At 72.1% G+C, this 16,713-nt stretch carries 18 protein-coding genes; 8 read left to right on the forward strand and 10 right to left on the reverse strand.

What is annotated here, in order from left to right:
• Positions 1-133: 133 nt before the first annotated feature.
• Positions 134-1,441 carry an NAD(P)/FAD-dependent oxidoreductase gene (locus NRP21_RS17695; protein WP_257717556.1) on the reverse strand — a complete coding sequence of 436 codons (1,308 nt, stop codon included), beginning with the start codon at positions 1,439-1,441 and terminating at the stop codon, positions 134-136.
• 91 nt (positions 1,442-1,532) lie between these two features.
• Here NRP21_RS17695 and NRP21_RS17700 point away from each other — a divergent pair, with 91 nt between their 5' ends.
• The 4 genes from NRP21_RS17700 to NRP21_RS17715 all read left to right on the forward strand — a co-directional run bounded on the left by NRP21_RS17700 (position 1,533) and on the right by NRP21_RS17715 (position 3,913).
• On the forward strand, positions 1,533-2,219 hold the full coding sequence (locus tag NRP21_RS17700) for an AzlC family ABC transporter permease (protein WP_257717557.1): 687 nt from the start codon (positions 1,533-1,535) through the stop codon (positions 2,217-2,219).
• Positions 2,219-2,530: an AzlD domain-containing protein gene (locus tag NRP21_RS17705; protein ID WP_257717558.1), complete on the forward strand. Its 312-nt coding sequence runs from the start codon at positions 2,219-2,221 to the stop codon at positions 2,528-2,530. The genes NRP21_RS17700 and NRP21_RS17705 overlap by 1 nt, the downstream gene beginning before the upstream one ends.
• A 124-nt stretch (positions 2,531-2,654) precedes the next feature.
• Complete coding sequence (locus NRP21_RS17710) at positions 2,655-3,644, forward strand: DNA/RNA non-specific endonuclease (RefSeq protein ID WP_257717559.1); 990 nt, start codon at positions 2,655-2,657, stop codon at positions 3,642-3,644.
• Between the two features lie 14 nt (positions 3,645-3,658).
• Positions 3,659-3,913, forward strand: coding sequence for a hypothetical protein (locus NRP21_RS17715; RefSeq protein ID WP_257717560.1), 255 nt, complete (start codon positions 3,659-3,661; stop codon positions 3,911-3,913).
• A 284-nt stretch (positions 3,914-4,197) separates the two neighbouring features.
• Here the strand turns inward: NRP21_RS17715 and NRP21_RS17720 are convergent, their stop codons facing one another.
• On the reverse strand, positions 4,198-4,596 hold the full coding sequence (locus NRP21_RS17720; protein WP_257717561.1) for a response regulator: 399 nt from the start codon (positions 4,594-4,596) through the stop codon (positions 4,198-4,200).
• A 77-nt stretch (positions 4,597-4,673) separates the two neighbouring features.
• On the reverse strand, positions 4,674-5,411 hold the full coding sequence (locus NRP21_RS17725; protein ID WP_257717562.1) for an IclR family transcriptional regulator: 738 nt from the start codon (positions 5,409-5,411) through the stop codon (positions 4,674-4,676).
• 82 nt (positions 5,412-5,493) lie between these two features.
• On the opposite strand from NRP21_RS17725, the gene NRP21_RS17730 reads away from it, so the two are divergent.
• The gene (locus tag NRP21_RS17730; RefSeq protein WP_257717563.1) at positions 5,494-6,465 is read left to right on the forward strand and encodes a hydroxymethylglutaryl-CoA lyase; all 972 of its coding nucleotides are present in this window, start codon (positions 5,494-5,496) and stop codon (positions 6,463-6,465) included.
• Entirely contained in the window at positions 6,462-7,664 is a 1,203-nt protein-coding gene (locus tag NRP21_RS17735) for a CaiB/BaiF CoA transferase family protein (protein ID WP_257717564.1), read from the forward strand. The genes NRP21_RS17730 and NRP21_RS17735 overlap by 4 nt, the downstream gene beginning before the upstream one ends.
• 9 nt (positions 7,665-7,673) lie before the next feature.
• Here the strand turns inward: NRP21_RS17735 and NRP21_RS17740 are convergent, their stop codons facing one another.
• The 7 genes from NRP21_RS17740 to NRP21_RS17770 all read right to left on the reverse strand — a co-directional run bounded on the left by NRP21_RS17740 (position 7,674) and on the right by NRP21_RS17770 (position 14,792).
• Positions 7,674-8,456 (reverse strand): hypothetical protein, encoded by a 783-nt coding sequence (locus tag NRP21_RS17740; protein WP_257717565.1) that lies wholly within the window; start codon positions 8,454-8,456, stop codon positions 7,674-7,676.
• Between the two features lie 463 nt (positions 8,457-8,919).
• Positions 8,920-9,735, reverse strand: coding sequence for a ParB/RepB/Spo0J family partition protein (locus NRP21_RS17745; protein WP_257717674.1), 816 nt, complete (start codon positions 9,733-9,735; stop codon positions 8,920-8,922).
• Between the two features lie 23 nt (positions 9,736-9,758).
• Entirely contained in the window at positions 9,759-10,592 is an 834-nt protein-coding gene (locus tag NRP21_RS17750; RefSeq protein WP_257717566.1) for a ParA family protein, read from the reverse strand.
• Positions 10,579-11,184 carry a 16S rRNA (guanine(527)-N(7))-methyltransferase RsmG gene (gene rsmG / locus NRP21_RS17755; RefSeq protein WP_257717567.1) on the reverse strand — a complete coding sequence of 202 codons (606 nt, stop codon included), beginning with the start codon at positions 11,182-11,184 and terminating at the stop codon, positions 10,579-10,581. Before rsmG ends, NRP21_RS17750 begins: the two co-directional genes overlap by 14 nt.
• Entirely contained in the window at positions 11,181-13,061 is a 1,881-nt protein-coding gene (mnmG, locus tag NRP21_RS17760; protein ID WP_257717568.1) for a tRNA uridine-5-carboxymethylaminomethyl(34) synthesis enzyme MnmG, read from the reverse strand. Before mnmG ends, rsmG begins: the two co-directional genes overlap by 4 nt.
• 31 nt (positions 13,062-13,092) lie before the next feature.
• Positions 13,093-14,394, reverse strand: a complete 1,302-nt coding sequence (gene mnmE, locus NRP21_RS17765; protein ID WP_257717569.1) for a tRNA uridine-5-carboxymethylaminomethyl(34) synthesis GTPase MnmE — start codon at positions 14,392-14,394, stop codon at positions 13,093-13,095.
• Between the two features lie 17 nt (positions 14,395-14,411).
• Positions 14,412-14,792 carry a (2Fe-2S) ferredoxin domain-containing protein gene (locus tag NRP21_RS17770; RefSeq protein ID WP_257717570.1) on the reverse strand — a complete coding sequence of 127 codons (381 nt, stop codon included), beginning with the start codon at positions 14,790-14,792 and terminating at the stop codon, positions 14,412-14,414.
• Between the two features lie 133 nt (positions 14,793-14,925).
• Between NRP21_RS17770 and NRP21_RS17775 the strand changes: the two genes are divergently transcribed.
• Together NRP21_RS17775 and NRP21_RS17780 are read left to right on the forward strand one after the other, a co-directional pair.
• On the forward strand, positions 14,926-15,456 hold the full coding sequence (locus NRP21_RS17775) for a methylated-DNA--[protein]-cysteine S-methyltransferase (protein ID WP_257717571.1): 531 nt from the start codon (positions 14,926-14,928) through the stop codon (positions 15,454-15,456).
• A gap of 10 nt (positions 15,457-15,466) precedes the next feature.
• Positions 15,467-16,441, forward strand: coding sequence for a quinone oxidoreductase family protein (locus NRP21_RS17780; protein ID WP_257717572.1), 975 nt, complete (start codon positions 15,467-15,469; stop codon positions 16,439-16,441).
• Positions 16,442-16,713: the final 272 nt, after the last annotated feature.

The following is a 16,713-nucleotide window of genomic DNA, read 5'->3' on the forward strand; positions in this document are numbered from 1 at the left end:
CCCCCCCCCCCCCCCCCCCCCCCCCCCCCCCCCCCCCCCCCCCCCCCCCCCCCCCCCCCCCCCCCCCCCCCCCCCCCCCCCCCCCCCCCCCCCCCCCCCCCCCCCCCCCCCCCCCCCCCCCCCCCCCGGCCACCTACTCCGCCGCCATCATGGCCGGGCGCGCTTCCGGCATCTCCGGCCCCATCCCGTGCCGGTGCAGCCAGGACATCACGTGGTACACGGCCTTGAAGGACAGGATCGGCAGCACCGCGCGCGGGTCGCCGAAGCGGCCGCCGGCGAGGTTGCCGGCCAGCATGTTGATAATGCCGTCGCGCATCCACAGCGTGTTCTTCGGCGCCATGAACAGGCTGCGCATCACGGGGTCGTTGATGCGGTAGATGAGCCAGCCGATGCGGTCCATCGCCCGCGCCAGCTCCTGGTTCACCGCGCGGCAGGCGGCGGCGCCGCGGGCGGGGTTTTCCAGCCAGGTCTCGGCGGCCTTCGCGCCCAGCTCGCCGGCCGTCATCGCCATCAGCACGCCGGTGGAGAACATCGGGTCCACGAAGCCGAAGGCGTCCCCGATCATCAGGTAGCCTTCGCCGGAGCCAGAGGTGGCGCGGTAGGAGTAGTTGGCGGTGGAGTAGATCTCGCTCGTGATCGTCGCGCCGCGCGTGCGGGCGGAGACGGTGGGGCTGGAGGCGATGCGGGCAAGGAACAGCTCCTGCGCCGTGCCCTTGCGGCCCTTCCAGGCGGACTGGTTGCCGACGAAGCCGACGCTCATCACGTCGCCGGGCAGGGGGATGAGCCAGAACCAGCCATCCTCGGCGAGGTGGATGGAGATGTAGCCGTCCAGCTCGCCATCGCGCCGCTCCACGCCGGTGAAGTGGGCGTACATGGCGGCGGTGTTGTTGTGCTTGTTGCTCTCCTTCAGCCGCAGCTTGCCGGCCAGGAAGGTGTCGCGGCCGGAGGCGTCCAGCACGAAGCGCGGGCGGAAGGTCAGGTCCACGCCCTCCTTCGTGCGCGCGGTCACGGTGGAACGCTCGCCGCGCCCGCCGAAGGCGATATCCGTCACCCGGGTCTCCTCCAGCGCCGTCGCGCCGAGGCGGCGGGCATTGGAGAAGAGGGCGGCGTCGAACTCGGAGCGCCGGACCTGCCAGGCGTGGGTGCGCGCCCGGTTCAGCGCATGGGCGAATGGAAAGGGGCAGGAGCGGCCGGTGCGGTCCGAGACGAACTCGGCGCCTGGCTTGTGGACGCCCATCTCCCGAACCGCCCCGAGCACCCCCAGCCGCTCGAGGATGTCGAGGTTCCTGGGCAGCAGGCTCTCGCCGATGTGGAAGCGCGGGTGCGCCTCCTTCTCCACCAGCACCACGTCCCGCCCGGCCTTGGCGAGCAGCGCAGCGGCGGTGGAGCCCGCCGGCCCCCCGCCCACGACGAGGATATCGGGTTCGGCACTCTGTTCCATGGCGGAAGGTTTCCGCTGGGGCCCTATCCCGGTCAAGCGGATCGATGGGGCGGGCCTCCCGGCGCGGCGCCCGCCATGGCAGGCTGCGCGGATGCACCCCGCCTTCCGCCAGGGCGTCACAGAGGCCGTCGGCGCCCAGATGGTCGCCATGGCCGCCACCTTCATCGCCTTCGGCGCGGCGGTGCGGGCGGCGGGCTTCGGGCTGGGCTGGGGCCTGGCCTCCTCCGCGGGGGTCTATGGCATGGCCGGGCAGATGGTGCTGCTGGGCGCGGCCCATGGTGCAGTCCCGGGGGCGGGCACGGCGGCGGTGGCGGGCTGCGTGATGGCCAATGCCCGCTTCCTGCCCATGGCCGCGGCGCTGGCGCCCCTGGTCCGCGGGCGTCTCGCGCCGCTCTGCGTGCCCTTCGTCGCCATCACGCCCTGGGCGGCCGCCATGCGGCGCCTGCCGGACCTGCCGCCGCCGCACCGGGCGCACTGGTTCCTCGGCTTCGCCCTGGCCAGCTGGGTGGTGGGGTTGCTGACCACCACCCTGGGCTATGCCCTGGCGGGCGGGCTTTCGCCCGCCGTGCTGCGGCTGCTCCTGATGGTCAACGTGCTCTACTTCGCCCTGATGATTGCGGCCGGGCTGGCGCGGGGCGGGGCTTGGCGGGCCTCGGCGGGCGGGGCGGTTGCGGCGCCGCTGGCCTTCCTGCTGCCGGCGGGCGTGCCGCCGGCCTGGGGCATCCTGCTGGCGGCCCTGGTGGGGGGAACGGCGGCCTTTCTTCTGCGGCGCCGCTGATGGGGGACGGCTGGGGCCCGCTGCTGGCCGCGATCCTGCTCATGCTCGCGTTGCGCGGGATCGGGGTGGCCCTGGCCTGGCGCCTGCCGGCGGACCATCCCGCCATAGCCTGGGCCACGGCGGTCAGCGAGGCCGCTCTCTCCGCCTGGGTGGTCCTCGCCCTCGTCTCGCCCGGGCCCTGGCCTCTCGCGGCGCGGCTGGCGGGCGCGGGGGTGGCGCTGGCCGTGTTCATCCTCGCCGGGCGGCGGCTTCTGCCCGGCCTGGCGCTGGGGCTCGCGGCGGTCTGGGTGGTGGACTGGCTCCTGCGCTGATGGCGCCTGGGCGGGCGGGAACTACATAGGCGCCATGACCGCCGAGCGACGTCACAGGATGCCCGATTTCCGATGCAGTGCCGGCGGCCCGCAGGAGGCTCAGCCCCCCGCACACTCTGCCAGGGTGGCGGCCACCCCGGACCCCGCGATCGGTTTTCAGGCGCGCGGGTGGGCCAGCGCGGTTTTTTTCGTCGGCCTGCTGCTCTCTCCCGTCGCCGGGGCGGCGCCGTCCGCCTGCCCGCAGCACCACCCCGGCGGCCAGGCCCCGGATATCCTGCGCCCGTCCCTGGCGACCCAGGCGCGGGAGCTGTGCTTCGAGGCCTATTCGGTGGTCCATAGCGGCGTGTCCCGCACAGCCCTGGCCGCTGCCGAGCACCTCACCCGCCGCCGCATCCAGCAGGCACGGGGGCTGGAGCGGGACGACGCCTTCCATGCCGAGAGCGAGCTGCCCGAGGAGGAGCGGGCGCGCCTCTCCGACTATGCCCGCTCCGGCTTCGACCGCGGTCACATGGCCCCTTCCGGCGACATGCCTACACCCTCCGCCCAGGCGGAGAGCTTCTCGCTCGCCAACATGGTCCCCCAGCACCCCGGCTCGAACCGCTGCCTTTGGGAAGGCATCGAGAGCACGGTGCGGGAGCTGGCGATGGAGGAGGGCGAGGTCTGGGTCCTGACCGGCCCGGTTTTCCAGGGCGAGACGCTGCAGCGCCTGAACGGCCGCGTGCTGGTTCCCACCGCCCTCTACAAGGCGATCTACCTGCCCGGGCGCGGTGAGGCCGGCGCCTACCTCGCCTCCAATGCCCCCGGCCTGGCCTGGCGCGCGGTGTCCCTGGACGCGCTGCGCGAGGCCACGGGGCTGGACGCCTTCCCCGCCCTTCCCGCCACGGTCAAGGCCCGCGCCATGGCCCTACCGGAGCCGCGCCCGAGCAATGTGCGCGGCAGCTGCGACAACCAGCCGGAGGGCACGGCCCCGCCCGCACCGCCCTCGCCCTCCGCCGGGCCTCCCCCGGCCCCGGCGCAGCCCGCCCCGTCCGGCGGCCGCATCGGGCTGATCCTGGCGGGGGTCTTCGCGTTGGTGATGATCGTGGCCCTGATCCGCGTGCTGGGCCGCCGATGAGGGAAGGACCGGCCATGCCCTTCAACCCCTACGCCGACGAGGCCGCTACCCTTCGCATCGGCGGCCTCACCGCCGAGAACCGCCTGGACCGCGTCTCCCTTTTCGGCAGCCTGGACCTGACCCGCGACCGCGCCGGCCTGGATCGCGCCAAGCGCCTGAAAGCCCTTCTGGACGCCACCCTTGCCGTGCTGGAGCAGGAGGCGGAGCGGCTGCCCGAGCAGGTCGAGACGGGGCGGGACACGGATTCGATCGCCAACCCCTTTGGTTAGCTATGCCTAATTTTCGGGAGGCTTCGCCTCCCGAGCCCTCCACCAGAGGAAGAAGGAATTCTTCCCCTGGACCCCATCATCTTCGTTTTCGAGGCTGCCGCGGGATGCGGGGTTGGTGCCGCAGGCATTCTGAATTTAGTTCAGCGCGGGCTGACATGTCCCGCGCCGAGCGGCCATGCAGCTCGGCGAACCGCAGGTCGGGCCTTTTGCGGCAGCCTTCCTGAAGAAGATGAGGGGTGGGATCTAAGGGAGGGGAGAATTCCTTCTCCCCTCCCTTGGGGTCGTCAGAACGAGGCCCGGTCCCCGGCCATTGCCGGCGGCTGGCTGGGCCAGACGCCCAGTTCCTGGATCGCCTGCAGCAGCTCCTCGAAGCGGAAGGGCTTGTTCAGGCGCCGCGTCCGTTCGTCGAACACGCGGCCGGCCCAGTTGGAGGGCATGCCGGAGAGGTAGATCACCTTCAGGTCCGGCCGCGCCGCCCGGGCGCGCTCCACCACGTCGAAGCCGTTCATCGGCTCGCCGAGGTTGATGTCGCTCAGCATGAGCCGGCAGGAGGAGGAGACGAGGCGTTCGAGCGCCTCGTCGCCGTGCTCGGCCATCTGCACGGCATAGCCGGCGTCTTCCAGGGCCTGGACCATCACGTCCAGCACCAGGTCGTCATCCTCCAGGACGAGCACGTCGCACACGGAGCTTTTCCAATCCAGCAGCAGAGAGGGGGAAACGCCGCGTCCGGCCAAGGGAACAGCCGGTCACTGGATTGTTTTCACGGGTCCTTATCCGGCGCGTCGTAAGCTGCCGCGTCTCCGTCCAGCGCACGCGTCAGCGCTGCACCGGCCCGCAGCAGCGCGGCGGAGAGGGCGGCGTGGCGGGCCGGGTCCTGAAAGCGGGTGCAGGTGCCGCTGACGGTCAGGGCCCCAGCGAGGGTGTTGCCGGCGCGGAAGACGGGCACGCTGATGGCGGCCATCTCCGGCGTGCGTTCCCCGAAGGAGGAGTCCAGCACCGGCTGGCCGGGGCGCCAGCCCCCGGCGAAGCGGGTCAGCGTGTGTCCGGCAGCGCCCTGCAGGGGCAGCAAGGACCCGACGGTGATCCAGTCCCGCACCGCCTGCTGCCCTTCCACCCGGGCGAGGAGCAGGCGCTTCTCGCCTTCCCGCACGAAGAAGCCCGCCGTTTCCCGCGTCTCCGCCGCGAGGGAGCCGAGGACCGGGTCCAGGGCCGCCCGCAGGTCCAGGCCGCGCAGGTAGGCGGCGCCGAGATGCGGCAGGGCCGGGCCCAGCCTGTAGCGCCCATCCCCGCCGCGCACCGCGTAGCCGCGCCGCTCCAGCGAGGCGAGGAGACGCAGCAGGGTGCTCTTGTACAGCCCGGTGCGGCGGGCGAGCTCGGCCAGGCTTTGCGGGCCCTCCGAGGCGCCCATCGCGTCCAGCACGGCAAGCCCGCGCTCCAGCGCCGCCACGCCCTCGGCACCGCGCGAGGCCTCGTCCTGCTTGACCTGGAGGTCCGGCATCGCCATTTTCTCAGAACAGAACAATAGTTCTGCCAGACAGAACGGCCGGACGTCAACCGTGCCGGCCCGAAGGGATCCCTCCGTGAACGACCTGCCCCGCCGCGTTTCCATCAACGAGGAGGGCCCGCGCGAGGGCTTTCAGATCGAGCCGGGCCCGATCCCGACGGCCGACAAGATCGCGCTCATCGACGCGTTGGCGGCAACCGGCCTGAAGCACATCCAGGTCGCCTCCTTCGTCTCGCCGAAGCTTGTTCCGGGCTGGGCCGACGCTGAGCAAGCGGTGGCCGGCTTCACGCCACGCCCGGGCGTGGACTACACGGCGCTGTGGTTCAACGCCGCCGGGCTGGAGAGGGCGCTGGCTTTCGAGGACCGGCTGCACCTCACCGGTTCCATCTCCCTCTCCGCTTCCGAGGCCTTCTCCCGCAAGAACCTCAACCGTGACCGCGCCGGGCAGATCGAGGCCATGCGCAAGCAGACGGCCGCGCACCTTGCGGCTGGCATCCCCGTGACCCGCATCGGCGTCATGGCCTCCTTCGGCTGCAACTTCTCCGGCGTGGTCACGCCCGCCCAGGTCTTCACTGCCATCGAGGATGGTATGGGCATCGCCGCGGAGGCCGGGACCACTATCACCCGCCTCTCGCTGGCCGACACCATGGGCTGGGCCAACCCCGCGCATGTGGAACGCCTGGTGGGCGAGGTCCGCGCCCGCTGGCCGGAGCCGGAGATCACCCTGCACCTGCACGACACGCGCGGCCTGGCGGTGGCCAACGCGCATGCCGGGCTGCGGATGGGCGTGGTGAGCTTCGACGCAACGGTGGGCGGCCTCGGCGGCTGCCCCTTTGCCGCCCATAAGGGGGCGCCGGGGAACATCGCCAGCGAGGAGCTGGCCCTGCTCTGCGAGGAGCTGGGCATCGAGACGGGCGTGGACCTGGACGCTCTGATCGAGGCCGGGCACCTGGCCGAGCGCATCGTCGGCCATTCCCTGCCGAGCGCCCTGCTTCGCGGCGGCAGCTTGCGCGCCTTCCGCGAGCGCACCGCGGGCGTGGCGGCATGAGCGCCCGCCCGCTGCAGGGCCTGCGCGTCCTCGAGTTCAGCCACACCATCATGGGCCCCTGCGCGGGCCTGCTGCTGGCCGACCTGGGTGCCGATGTGGTGAAGGTGGAACCCGCCCCTGCCGGCGACCACACACGCCGCCTGCCCGGCTTCGCCTCCGGCTTCTTCGCCACCTTCAACCGCAACAAGCGGTCCCTGGCGATCGACCTGAAGAAGCCTGAGGGCCGTGCCGCGGTGCACCGTCTGGCGGCCGAGGCCGACGTGGTGCTGGAGAACTACGGCCCGGGCACGATGGAGCGGCTGGGCTGCGGCTGGGACACCCTCTCCGCCCTCAATCCGCGCCTGATCTACCTCGCCCTCAAGGGCTTCCTCGCCGGGCCCTACGAGCACCGCCCGGCGCTGGACGAGGTGGTGCAGTTCCAGGCCGGCCTCGCCTACATGACCGGCCCGCCCGGTCAGCCGCTGCGCGCCGGCGCTTCCGTGGTGGACATCATGGGTGCGGTGTTCGGCATCGTCGCCGTGCTGGCGGCGCTGCGCGAGCGGGACCGCACGGGCCAGGGTCAACGGGTGGGCAGCGCCCTGTTCGAATCCGCCGTCTTCCTCGTCGGCTCCCACATGGCCGGCGCGGCCGCGACCGGTGAGCCCGTGCCGCCGATGCCCGCCCGCCGCGGTGCCTGGGGCGTGTACGAGCCCTTCACCACCGCCGATGGAGGGCAGGTCTTCATCGGCGTGACGAGCGATGCCCAGTGGGTGCGCTTCTGCGAGGTCTTCGGCTTCGATGACCTCGCGGCCGACGAGCGCCTCCATACCAACGCCGAGCGCACCCGCGCCCGCCCCTGGCTGATCCCCGAACTGAAGGAGCGCATCGGGACACTGCCGCGCGATGCTGTGGTGGAGCGCTGCGAGAAGGCCGCCATCTCCTGGGCACCCGTGGGCAAGCCCGCCGACCTCTTCGAGGATCCGCACCTTCTCGCCGGCGGCGGGCTGCTGGCCACCGCCATGTCGGTCCTCGGTGGCGGCACGACGGAGGCGCTCCTGCCCGCCCTGCCCGTGGAGTTCGGCGGCGCGAAGGAGCGCACCGCCCTACAGCGCCAGCCGCCGCGCATGGGCGAGAACAACGCGGAAGTCCTCGCCGAGGCCGGCTTCACCCCGGACGAGATCGAGGCCCTGCGCCGGGACGGGATCCTGGCGCAGGGCTGACGCCAACCCTCAGGGCGCGGTGCCCGGCGCGGCTCCGTCCACCGGCGGTGCCGCCTGCCGGCGCTCGGCCAACTGGCGGTCCAGGTTGCTGACCTCGGCCCGGAGTACGGCGACCCGCTGCTCCGCCTCGGCCACCTCGCCCTGCCGCGCGCGCAACGCCGTCTCGGCCTCGCCCATTTGGCTGCGCAGCGTCGCCAGGCGGGTTTCCAGTTCCGCCGCCTGCCGCTCCGCCCCGGTCAGCGCGCCCTGCCGGGCCTGCAGCGCCGTCTCGGCCTCGCCCACCTGGCCGCGCAGCGCCGCAAGTCGTCCGTTCAGTGCCTCGGTATCCCGGGCCGCTCCGGCCTGCCGCTCCGTCAGGGTCTGCTGCGCCTTTTCCGTCTCCGCAGCCAGCGCGGACACCCGTCCCTGGGCCGCTTCCGCCTGACGCCCCAGGTCGGCCAGCCGTGCCTCTGCCTGCGTTACGGATGCGGCCAGCTCCCGGCCCCGGCCCTCGGCTGCCGTACCCGCCGCCCGGGCCGCTTCCGCCCGCTGCGTCAGAGCCGCCAGATCCCCGGCCGCCCGCCGTTCCCCTGCGAGCGTGCTCTCAAGTTCCGTCGTCCGGGCCGCCTGAGCTCGGCCTGCCGCCTCCGCCCGCTCCAACCCTGCACCGCGGGAGAAGGCCAGCGACCAGCCTGTGACCAGCAGCGCCACCCCGACCGCGGCGGCGCCCAGGACTGGCCAGGACAGGCCGAGAAGGCCCTTCGGCGGCGGAGGCGGAGGTGGGGCCGCCATGATCATCCTGGTGGGCGTCACGGGGCCGCTCACACGGGCCCGCGCCTTGTTCCGATTGCCTGCCACTCTCTGCACCTCGTCGCGATGTCGCTGGGGAGGTAGCACGCCCGCCGTACTTCCCAAGTGAAGAAGATTGAACGACGGGCCGCCTCCCTGGCTCGGGTGTATCGGTGCTGATGTTTTGAGGAGGCATGTAGCTTTCGAAGCTCGGGGCCAGTGCTTCGAAGGCCAGGGACTACTCTGCCCGGACAGCAACGGCCATCCAGGCTCCTGCAAGGGGGATGTCGTAGGCCCGATGATCGAGGGCGGCTCTGGACGCCGCGGAATGCAGGTCAGCCCGTGCTGTCGTGTCCCGCGCCTCGGGTCATGGCTCGAGGCAAGGTGCCAGCCCTGCATCCCGCCGCAGCCCGAAAACGAAGGATGAAGGGTAGGTTCCAAGGGAGGGGAGAATTCCTTCTCTCCTCCCTTGGGTCCGGCGCGGAAGCTAGGCCTGGAGCAGGCGGACGATGCCGTCGAGCTGGTCGAGGTCGCGGTAGGAGATGACGACCTTCCCGCCCCGGCCGCCGTGCTCGATGGTCACCCGGAGGCCCAGGCGCTCAGAGAGTTCGCGCTCCAGTGCGCGGGTATCGGCGTCTGGCTGGCGGCGCTGGGTACGGGGGCGGTCGCCGGCGGCGGCCAGGGCTTCCGTCTGGCGCACGTTCAGACCGCGGGTCACCACCTGCTCGGCCAAGCGCACCGGGTCAGGCGCGGTCAGAAGGGCGCGGGCATGGCCGGCGGTGAGGCTGCCGCGGCCAAGCATCTGGCGGACGGAGGAGGGCAGGCCGAGGAGGCGCATGGTGTTGGCGACGTGACTGCGGCTCTTCCCCACGGCGTTGCCCAGGGCATCCGCCTTCAGGCCGAACTCCTCGGTGAGGCGGCGGTAGCCCTCGGCCTCCTCCAGCGCGTTCAGGTCCTCGCGCTGCAGGTTCTCGACGAGGCCGGCGGCCATGGCCGCGCGGTCGTCCATTTCCCGCACCACCACCGGCACTTCGTGCAGGCGAGCGGCCTGTGCGGCGCGCCAGCGGCGCTCCCCGCCGATGATCTCGTAACTGCCCGCATTGCCAGGCTTCGGGCGGACGAGGATGGGCTGGAGGACGCCATGCTCCCGGATGGAGGCGGCGAGTTCGGCCAGGGCCTCCGGGTCCATGGGACCGCGGGGCTGGAAGGGGCCGGGCTCCAGCGCCTCCACGGGCAGGGTCTGGGGCACCGCAGAGGCGGTGGCAGAGGCGGGCTCATCCCCGAGGAGGGCGGAGAGGCCCATGCCCAGGCGGGTCGGCTTGCGGCTCACTTCGTGCCCTCCGCGGCCTTCAACGCGCGGGCGCGGGCCCGGTCGCGCTTCAGCAGTTCCGCCGCCAGCTGGATGTAGGCCTGGGCGCCGGCCGAGCGCACATCGTAGAGGATGACGGGAAGACCGTGGGAGGGCGCCTCGGAGACGCGGATGTTGCGGGGGATCACCGTGTCGTACACCCGGTCCTTGAAGAAGCTCCGCACGTCGCGCGCGACGAGCTCGGAGAGGTTGTTGCGGCGATCGAACATGGTCAGGACGATTCCGTCCAGGGCGAGGGCGGGGTTGAGGCGCTTCACCCGATCCACCGTGCGCGTCATCTGGGAGATGCCCTCCAGCGCGAAGAACTCGGTCTGCAGGGGCACCAGCACGGACTGGCTGGCGACGAGGGAGTTCAGGGTCAGCAGGCCGAGCGAGGGGGGGCAGTCGATCAGCATGTAGTCGTAGCGGGCGAGGGTGGGGCCGCTGCGCTCCAGGGCCTGGGCCAGGCGGCGCTCCCGGTCCTCCATCCCCACCATCTCGATTTCGGCGCCGGCCAGATCGTTATCAGCCGGCAGCAGGTCCAGGCCAGGGATCTGGCTGGGACGGATCAGGTCGCCCAGCGGGCGGTCCCCCACCAGCAGGGCGTAGCTGCCGGCTCCGCGGGCGTTGCGGGGTACGCCGAGGCCTGTGGAGGCATTGCCCTGCGGGTCCATGTCCAGCAGCAGCACGCGCTTGGTGGAGGCGAGTGCCGTGGCGAGGTTGATCGCGGTGGTGGTCTTGCCCACCCCGCCCTTCTGGTTGGCCAGGGCGATCCGGCGCGGGCCGGAAGGGGTCCGCTCAGCTGCCGGCACGATGGAGTTCCGTGATGCGGAGGATGGTGGCGCCGGGTTCGGTGCGGCTCTCGAAGCGCTCGGTGTGCATGGTCCATTCCGCCTCTGCGGCGGTGAGTTCGTCGGCCGCGCTGCGGCCTTTCGGGAAAAGGGCGGTACCGCCCGGGGAGAGCAGCCGGGCGGCGTGGCCCAGCAGCACTGGCAGGGGCGCGAGAGCCCGGGCGGTGACGAGGGCGAGCGGCGGGAGGGTTACGGCCTCGATCCGCCGGGTATGGACCCGGACGTGGGAGAGGCCGAGCTCGCCCGCGGCGGCAGTGAGGAAGGCCGCCTTACGGCGATCCGATTCAACGAGGTTCCAGGAGCGACCGGTGTCCGCAATGGCGAGGACGAGGCCGGGGAAGCCGCCCCCGGTGCCGAGGTCGGCAGCCTCCCCTCCCCCACCGGGCAGCAGGGGCAGGAGCTGCAGGGAGTCCGCGATATGGCGGGCGCGCAGCGTTTCCGGATCGCGCTCGGCCACGAGATTGATGCGGGCGTTCCAGCGCAGGAGCAGCGACAGGAACCCATCCAGCCGCGCTTCCGTTTCACGTGAAACGACCGGTTCGGGTGTCCTCACGCCACGCCCGCCCGCGCCGGGGAGGCACCGCGCCGCAAGTGGCCGGCGAGCGCGACCAGCGCCGCGGGCGTGACACCTGGCACCCGGCCGGCAGCGCCGAGCGTGGCGGGGCGCGCGGCAGAGAGGCGCTGCCGCATCTCCGTGGAGAGGCCGGCGATGGCGGCGAAATCCACATCCTCCGGGATGCGAAGCCGTTCCTCCCGCTCGAGCGCGGCGAACTCGGCGGCCTGCCGGGCGAGGTAGGGAGCGTAGAGGGCCTCTGTCTCGAGCTGCGCACGCACGCCAGGGGCAAGATCACGCAGCCAGGGAAAGGCCTGCTCCAGGGCTGGTGCCCCGGCAGCGGGCAGGGCCATCACCTCCAGGACGGTTCGGGGCACGCCGTCCTGGTTCACGGGAAGGCCGGCGGCGGCCAGGGCGGCAGGGGTGGCGGTCTCGGCGCGGGCGCGGGCCAAGGCGTCCCGGATGGCTGCGGCGAAGGCGCGGTGCCGGGCGGCGCGCTCCGGCCCCACGCAACCCCATGCCAGGCCGCGCTCCGTCAGGCGCAGCCCGGCATTGTCGGCGCGCAGACGCAGACGGTGCTCGGCCCGTGCGGTGAGCATGCGGTAGGGCTCCGTCACGCCCTGGGTGACCAGGTCGTCCACCAGCACGCCGGCATAGGCCTCCGTCCGCAGCAGGACCCGCGGCTCCGTGCCGCCGCTGGCACGGTGGGCGGCGTTCACCCCGGCCAGCAGGCCCTGAGCGGCCGCCTCCTCATAGCCCGTGGTGCCGTTCACCTGCCCCGCGAGGAAGAGGCGTGGCACCGACCGCACCTCCAGGCTCGGGCGCAGGGCGCGCGGGTCGAGATGGTCGTACTCGATCGCGTAGCCGTGGCGGAGGATGCGCGCCCGCTCCAGCCCGGGGATGGAGGCAATCACCGCCTCCTGCACGTCCCGCGGCAGGCTGGTGGAGATGCCGTTCGGGTAGACGGTCGGGTCGTCGATTCCCTCCGGCTCCAGGAAGATCTGGTGCCGGTCGCGCTCGGCGAAGCGGACCACCTTGTCCTCGATCGAGGGACAGTAGCGCGGCCCCGCCCCCTGGATCTGGCCGGTGTAGATCGGAGCCCGGTCCAGCGAGGCACGGATCAGGGCATGGGTTTCCGGCGTGGTGGCGGTGATGCCGCAGACCACCTGCGGGTTGGTGATCCGCTCCGTCATCCAGGAGAGGGGTTCGGGCGGGTCGTCGCCGGGCTGGGCATCAATCCCCGCCCAGTCGATCGTGCGGCCGTCCAGCCGAGGCGGGGTGCCGGTCTTCAGCCGGCACACGGGGAGATCCAGGGCGGCGAGCGCCAGCGCCAGCCCGACCGAGGCGGGGTCGCCATGGCGCCCGGCGGGCAGACGCTCCGGCCCGAGATGGATCTCGCCGCGCAGGAAGGTGCCGGCGGTCACGACGAGGGCGCCGCAGCCGATCCGCTCGCCCTCCCCCGTCAGCACGGCGGCAATCCCGCCATCGCGGGCGCGCTCCAACCCCTCGGCCGCGCCCTCCTGGATGGTGAGGTTCGGGGTGGCCCGCAGCAGGTCCTGGATCGCGGTGCGGTAGAGGGCCCTGTCGGCCTGGGCACGGGGGCCGCGCACGGCCGGGCCCTTGCTGCGGTTCAGCAGCTTGAAGTGGATCCCGGCCGCATCCGCCGCGCGGCCCATCAGCCCGTCCAGTGCGTCCACCTCGCGTACGAGGTGCCCCTTCCCCACCCCGCCGACGGCAGGGTTGCAGGACATCTCGCCCAGCCGGTCCGCCCGGTGGGTCAGCAACAGGGTGCGGGCGCCGCACCGGGCCGCCGCCGCGGCCGCCTCGGCCCCGGCATGCCCGCCGCCCACCACCACAACATCGAAAGCGCACCCCATGCCGCGCCTATACCGCCACCATTCGGCGGGGTCACTTCCCGATGCAGAACTCCGCGAAAACGCGGTCCAGGACAGCCTCCGCATCGACCCTCCCGGTCAGCCGGCCAAGGGCCCGCAGCGCCTCGCGTAAGGCATCGGCCCGCAGCTCCGGCAAGGGGGCTGCCTCCGCCTCGCCGAGCCAGCGCAGCGCGTCCCGCACGGCCGCCCGGTGGCGGGGCCGGGCGAGCAGGGCGGCGCCGGAAGCCGGGGCTAGGCGGACGGCCTCCTCCTCAAGCCTGGCTCGCAGCACGGCGATCCCGTCGCCCGTCCGCGCAGAGACGGCCAAGGCGCCGGGCGGTATCGGGCCGCCCAGGTCGGCCTTGGAGGCGACGATCAGGCAGTTCCGCCGGCCGATCAGCGCCAGCGTCGCTTCGTCCGGCGGAGCGCCGCAGGGCAGCACGGCCAGCACGATGTCGGCCGCCTCCCCCCGATGCAGTGCACGGCGCACCCCTTCGGCCTCGATCTCGTCCCCGGCCTCCCGCAGCCCCGCCGTATCGGCCAGCACGGCGGGCAGGCCCGCCAGCACGATCCGCGCCTCCACGATGTCCCGCGTCGTTCCGGCCCGTGCGGAGACGATGGCGGCCTCCCGCCCGACCAGGGCGTTGAGTAGGGAGGACTTGCCCGCGTTCGGCGCGCCCAGGATGGCCACGTCCAGCCCTGCCCGCACCCGCTCGCCGCCCTCGTCGGCCAGTAGCCGGTCGGTCATCTCGGCCGCCAGGGCGGCGGTCGCGCGGGCCACCTCCGCCTCCAGCGAGCCCGGCAGCCCCTCATCCTCGAACTCGATCAGCGCCTCCTGCCGCGCCAGTAGGCCGGTGAGGCGGGCAGCCCATTCCGCGCAGAGGGCGGTCAGCCCGCCGCCGGCCAGGGCTAGGGCCTGGCGGGCCTGCATGGCGGTCTCCGCCTCGATCAGGTCGATCACGCCCTCGGCCGCTGTCAGGTCCATGCGGCCGTTCAGGACGGCGCGCCGGGTGAACTCCCCCGGTTCGGCCGGGCGGGCGCCGAGAGTCGCCAATGCCTCCCCAACCCCGGCCACCACCGCGGCGCCACCATGGAGGTGCAGTTCGGCCGAGTCCTCGCCGGTGTAGGAGCCGGGACCAGGGAGCCAGAGCACCACGGCCTCGTCCAAGGTGGCGCCGCCGGCGGCCCGGAGCCGGCGCAGCGCGGCCTTGCGTGGTGGCGGCAGCACGCGGCCGCAGAGCTCTTTCAGCAGATCCCGGCTGGCGGGGCCGGAAAGGCGGATAATGGCGATCGCCGCGCGCCCCGGCGCGGTAGCGAGGGCGAAGATCGTGTCCATTCCCGGGTTTCCGGCCCTCAGCCCTTGCCGGGGGGCACGTCCTTTTCGGTGAGCATGAGGCGATGCACCCGGCGCCCTTCGGTCACATGCGTCACCAGGATCTCGTCCACATCGTCGCGCGTCTCGGCCCGGTACCAGATGCCTTCGGGGTAGATCACCACGACCGGGCCGAACTCACACCGATCGAGACAACCGGCGCTGTTCACCCGAATGCCCTTGATGCCCAGCTCCTTGGCTCGCGCCTTCATATAGTCCCTAAGGACCTCGCTTCCCCGGGCAGCGCAGGATCCGCGCCGGTGACCATCGGGACGCCGGTTGGTGCAAACGAAGATGTGGGACTGGAACCAGGGCGGCGGGTCGGCCTCTGTTTCACGTGAAACGGCAGCGCTGTCGGGCAAGGCGGGCATCTCTCGTCGAGGGCAGGACGGCTGTGCCACATCTAGGGGCAGGAAGGGCCGGAGGCGAGGCCCGCGGAGCGATCCCCGCTTGACGCCGGGCCCGACCGGGCCGACCAATGCCGATCGCCAGCCCATGCCACAAACCTTCCTCCACACGCCTCTCGGCACCCTTACCCTGTCCGAGGAGGACGGCGCGATCGTCGCCCTAGATTGGGGGCAAGGACGGGACCGCGAGGAAACGCCCTTGCTGCGGCGCGCCGCGGATCAGCTGCAGGACTACCTGGACGGGCTGCGGACCGGCTTTGATCTGCCCTTGAACCCGATGGGAAGCCCCTTCCGCCGCCGCGTCTGGCAGGCGCTGCAAGACATCCCGCACGGCGCGACGCGCAGCTACGCGGAACTGGCCCGGGATCTCGGCACCGCCTCCCGCGCCATTGGCGGCGCGAATGGTGCGAACCCCATCCCCGTTATCATTCCCTGCCACCGCGTGATCGGCGCCGGAGGCACCATCGGCGGCTATTCCGGCGGGGAAGGCATCAGCACGAAGCGGTGGCTTCTGGCGCTGGAGCGCCGCACCAGGCGTGCCAACCCCGACAGCCCCGACCTGCTGGACGAACCCAACTTGCCCGAGCGGCGCGCTTTCGGCGCGTCCGAGGCGCCCTAGGACACCCACCATGAACCACGCCATTCGCCTGCACGAGCCCGGCGGCCCGGAGAAGCTGGTCTGGGAGGAGGTGCCCCTGCCGAGCCCGAAGCCGGGCGAGGCGCTGGTACGTCACCACGCGGTCGGGCTGAACTTCATCGACATCTACTTCCGCACCGGGCTCTACAAGGCGCCCTCCCTTCCAGCGGTCATCGGCATGGAAGCGGCGGGCACGGTTGAGGCGGTGGGAGACGGGGTGGAGGATCTGAAGGTTGGCGATCGCGTGGCCTACGCCATGGGCCCGATCGGGGCCTACGCGGAGGCGCGCACCATCCCTGCCAAAGTGCTCGTGAAGCTGCCGGACGACATCGCGTTCGACACGGCGGCCGCGATGATGCTGCAGGGCCTCACCGCCCAGTACCTCCTACGCCGCACCTACAAGGTGAAGGCGGGCGAGACCATCCTCGTCCACGCTGCCGCCGGCGGCGTCGGCCTCATCCTCTGCCAGTGGGCCAAGGCACTGGGTGCCACAGTCATTGGCACCGTGGGCTCAGAGGCAAAGGCCGAACTGGCGCGCGCGCACGGTGCGGACCACGTCATCCTGCAGGGCGAGGATCTGGCCGCGCGCGTGAACGACATCACCCGCGGGGCACGCCTTCCCGTGGTGTACGACAGCGTCGGCCGCGACACCTTCTCCGCCTCGCTCGACTGCCTCGCACCCTTCGGCCTGCTCGTCTCCTACGGCAACGCTTCCGGCCCCGTCACAGGCGTCGATCTCGGCATTCTCGCCGCCAAGGGTAGCCTGTTCGTCACGCGCCCAACCCTTGCCACCCATACCGCCAAGCGCGCGGACCTGCTCGCCATGGCGGACGAGCTGTTCGCCGTGGTTCGCAGCGGCCAAGTCCGCATCGAGATCAACCAGACATACGCTCTGCGCGATGCGGCGAATGCACACCGGGATCTCGAGTCCAGGAAAACAACAGGCAGTAGCATCCTTAGGCCGTAGTCTTTCCGGAATTGGTGTTGATAGGACTAGACCGGAAAAACTTGCGTCCATAGGGGCAGAAGGCTAAGGAATTCGGGGGAAATTACCGTCTTCCCAATCTTCTGTCCTGTCCTATGCCTCCGTCGGCCCCACGCGAGGTGCGAGGCTGCGTGTTGATGCCGATCTCACATCACCAGCACAGGGCCGGTCGAAGCCAAGGGCCGACCCTCCGCTTCTGAGGGGAATGGCGGGCCAGGGAAGGAGAGAATGTCCTCTCTCCTTTCCTGAACGAA

It is taken from the genome of Roseomonas populi, from assembly GCF_024594815.1.
In the GTDB taxonomy this organism is placed as follows: Bacteria; Pseudomonadota; Alphaproteobacteria; order Acetobacterales; family Acetobacteraceae; genus Roseomonas; species Roseomonas populi.

Excerpts from the sequence above, each read along its gene's own strand:
- NRP21_RS17695 (WP_257717556.1), bottom strand. The coding sequence starts at position 1,441 with ATGGAACAGAGTGCCGAACCCGATATCCTCGTCGTGGGCGGGGGGCCG.
- NRP21_RS17700 (WP_257717557.1), top strand. The coding sequence starts at position 1,533 with ATGCACCCCGCCTTCCGCCAGGGCGTCACAGAGGCCGTCGGCGCCCAG.
- NRP21_RS17705 (WP_257717558.1), top strand. The coding sequence starts at position 2,219 with ATGGGGGACGGCTGGGGCCCGCTGCTGGCCGCGATCCTGCTCATGCTC.
- NRP21_RS17715 (WP_257717560.1), top strand. The coding sequence starts at position 3,659 with ATGCCCTTCAACCCCTACGCCGACGAGGCCGCTACCCTTCGCATCGGC.
- NRP21_RS17725 (WP_257717562.1), bottom strand. The coding sequence starts at position 5,411 with ATGCCGGACCTCCAGGTCAAGCAGGACGAGGCCTCGCGCGGTGCCGAG.
- NRP21_RS17735 (WP_257717564.1), top strand. The coding sequence starts at position 6,462 with ATGAGCGCCCGCCCGCTGCAGGGCCTGCGCGTCCTCGAGTTCAGCCAC.
- NRP21_RS17745 (WP_257717674.1), bottom strand. The coding sequence starts at position 9,735 with ATGGGCCTCTCCGCCCTCCTCGGGGATGAGCCCGCCTCTGCCACCGCC.
- mnmG (WP_257717568.1), bottom strand. The coding sequence starts at position 13,061 with ATGGGGTGCGCTTTCGATGTTGTGGTGGTGGGCGGCGGGCATGCCGGG.
- mnmE (WP_257717569.1), bottom strand. The coding sequence starts at position 14,394 with ATGGACACGATCTTCGCCCTCGCTACCGCGCCGGGGCGCGCGGCGATC.
- NRP21_RS17775 (WP_257717571.1), top strand. The coding sequence starts at position 14,926 with ATGCCACAAACCTTCCTCCACACGCCTCTCGGCACCCTTACCCTGTCC.
- NRP21_RS17780 (WP_257717572.1), top strand. The coding sequence starts at position 15,467 with ATGAACCACGCCATTCGCCTGCACGAGCCCGGCGGCCCGGAGAAGCTG.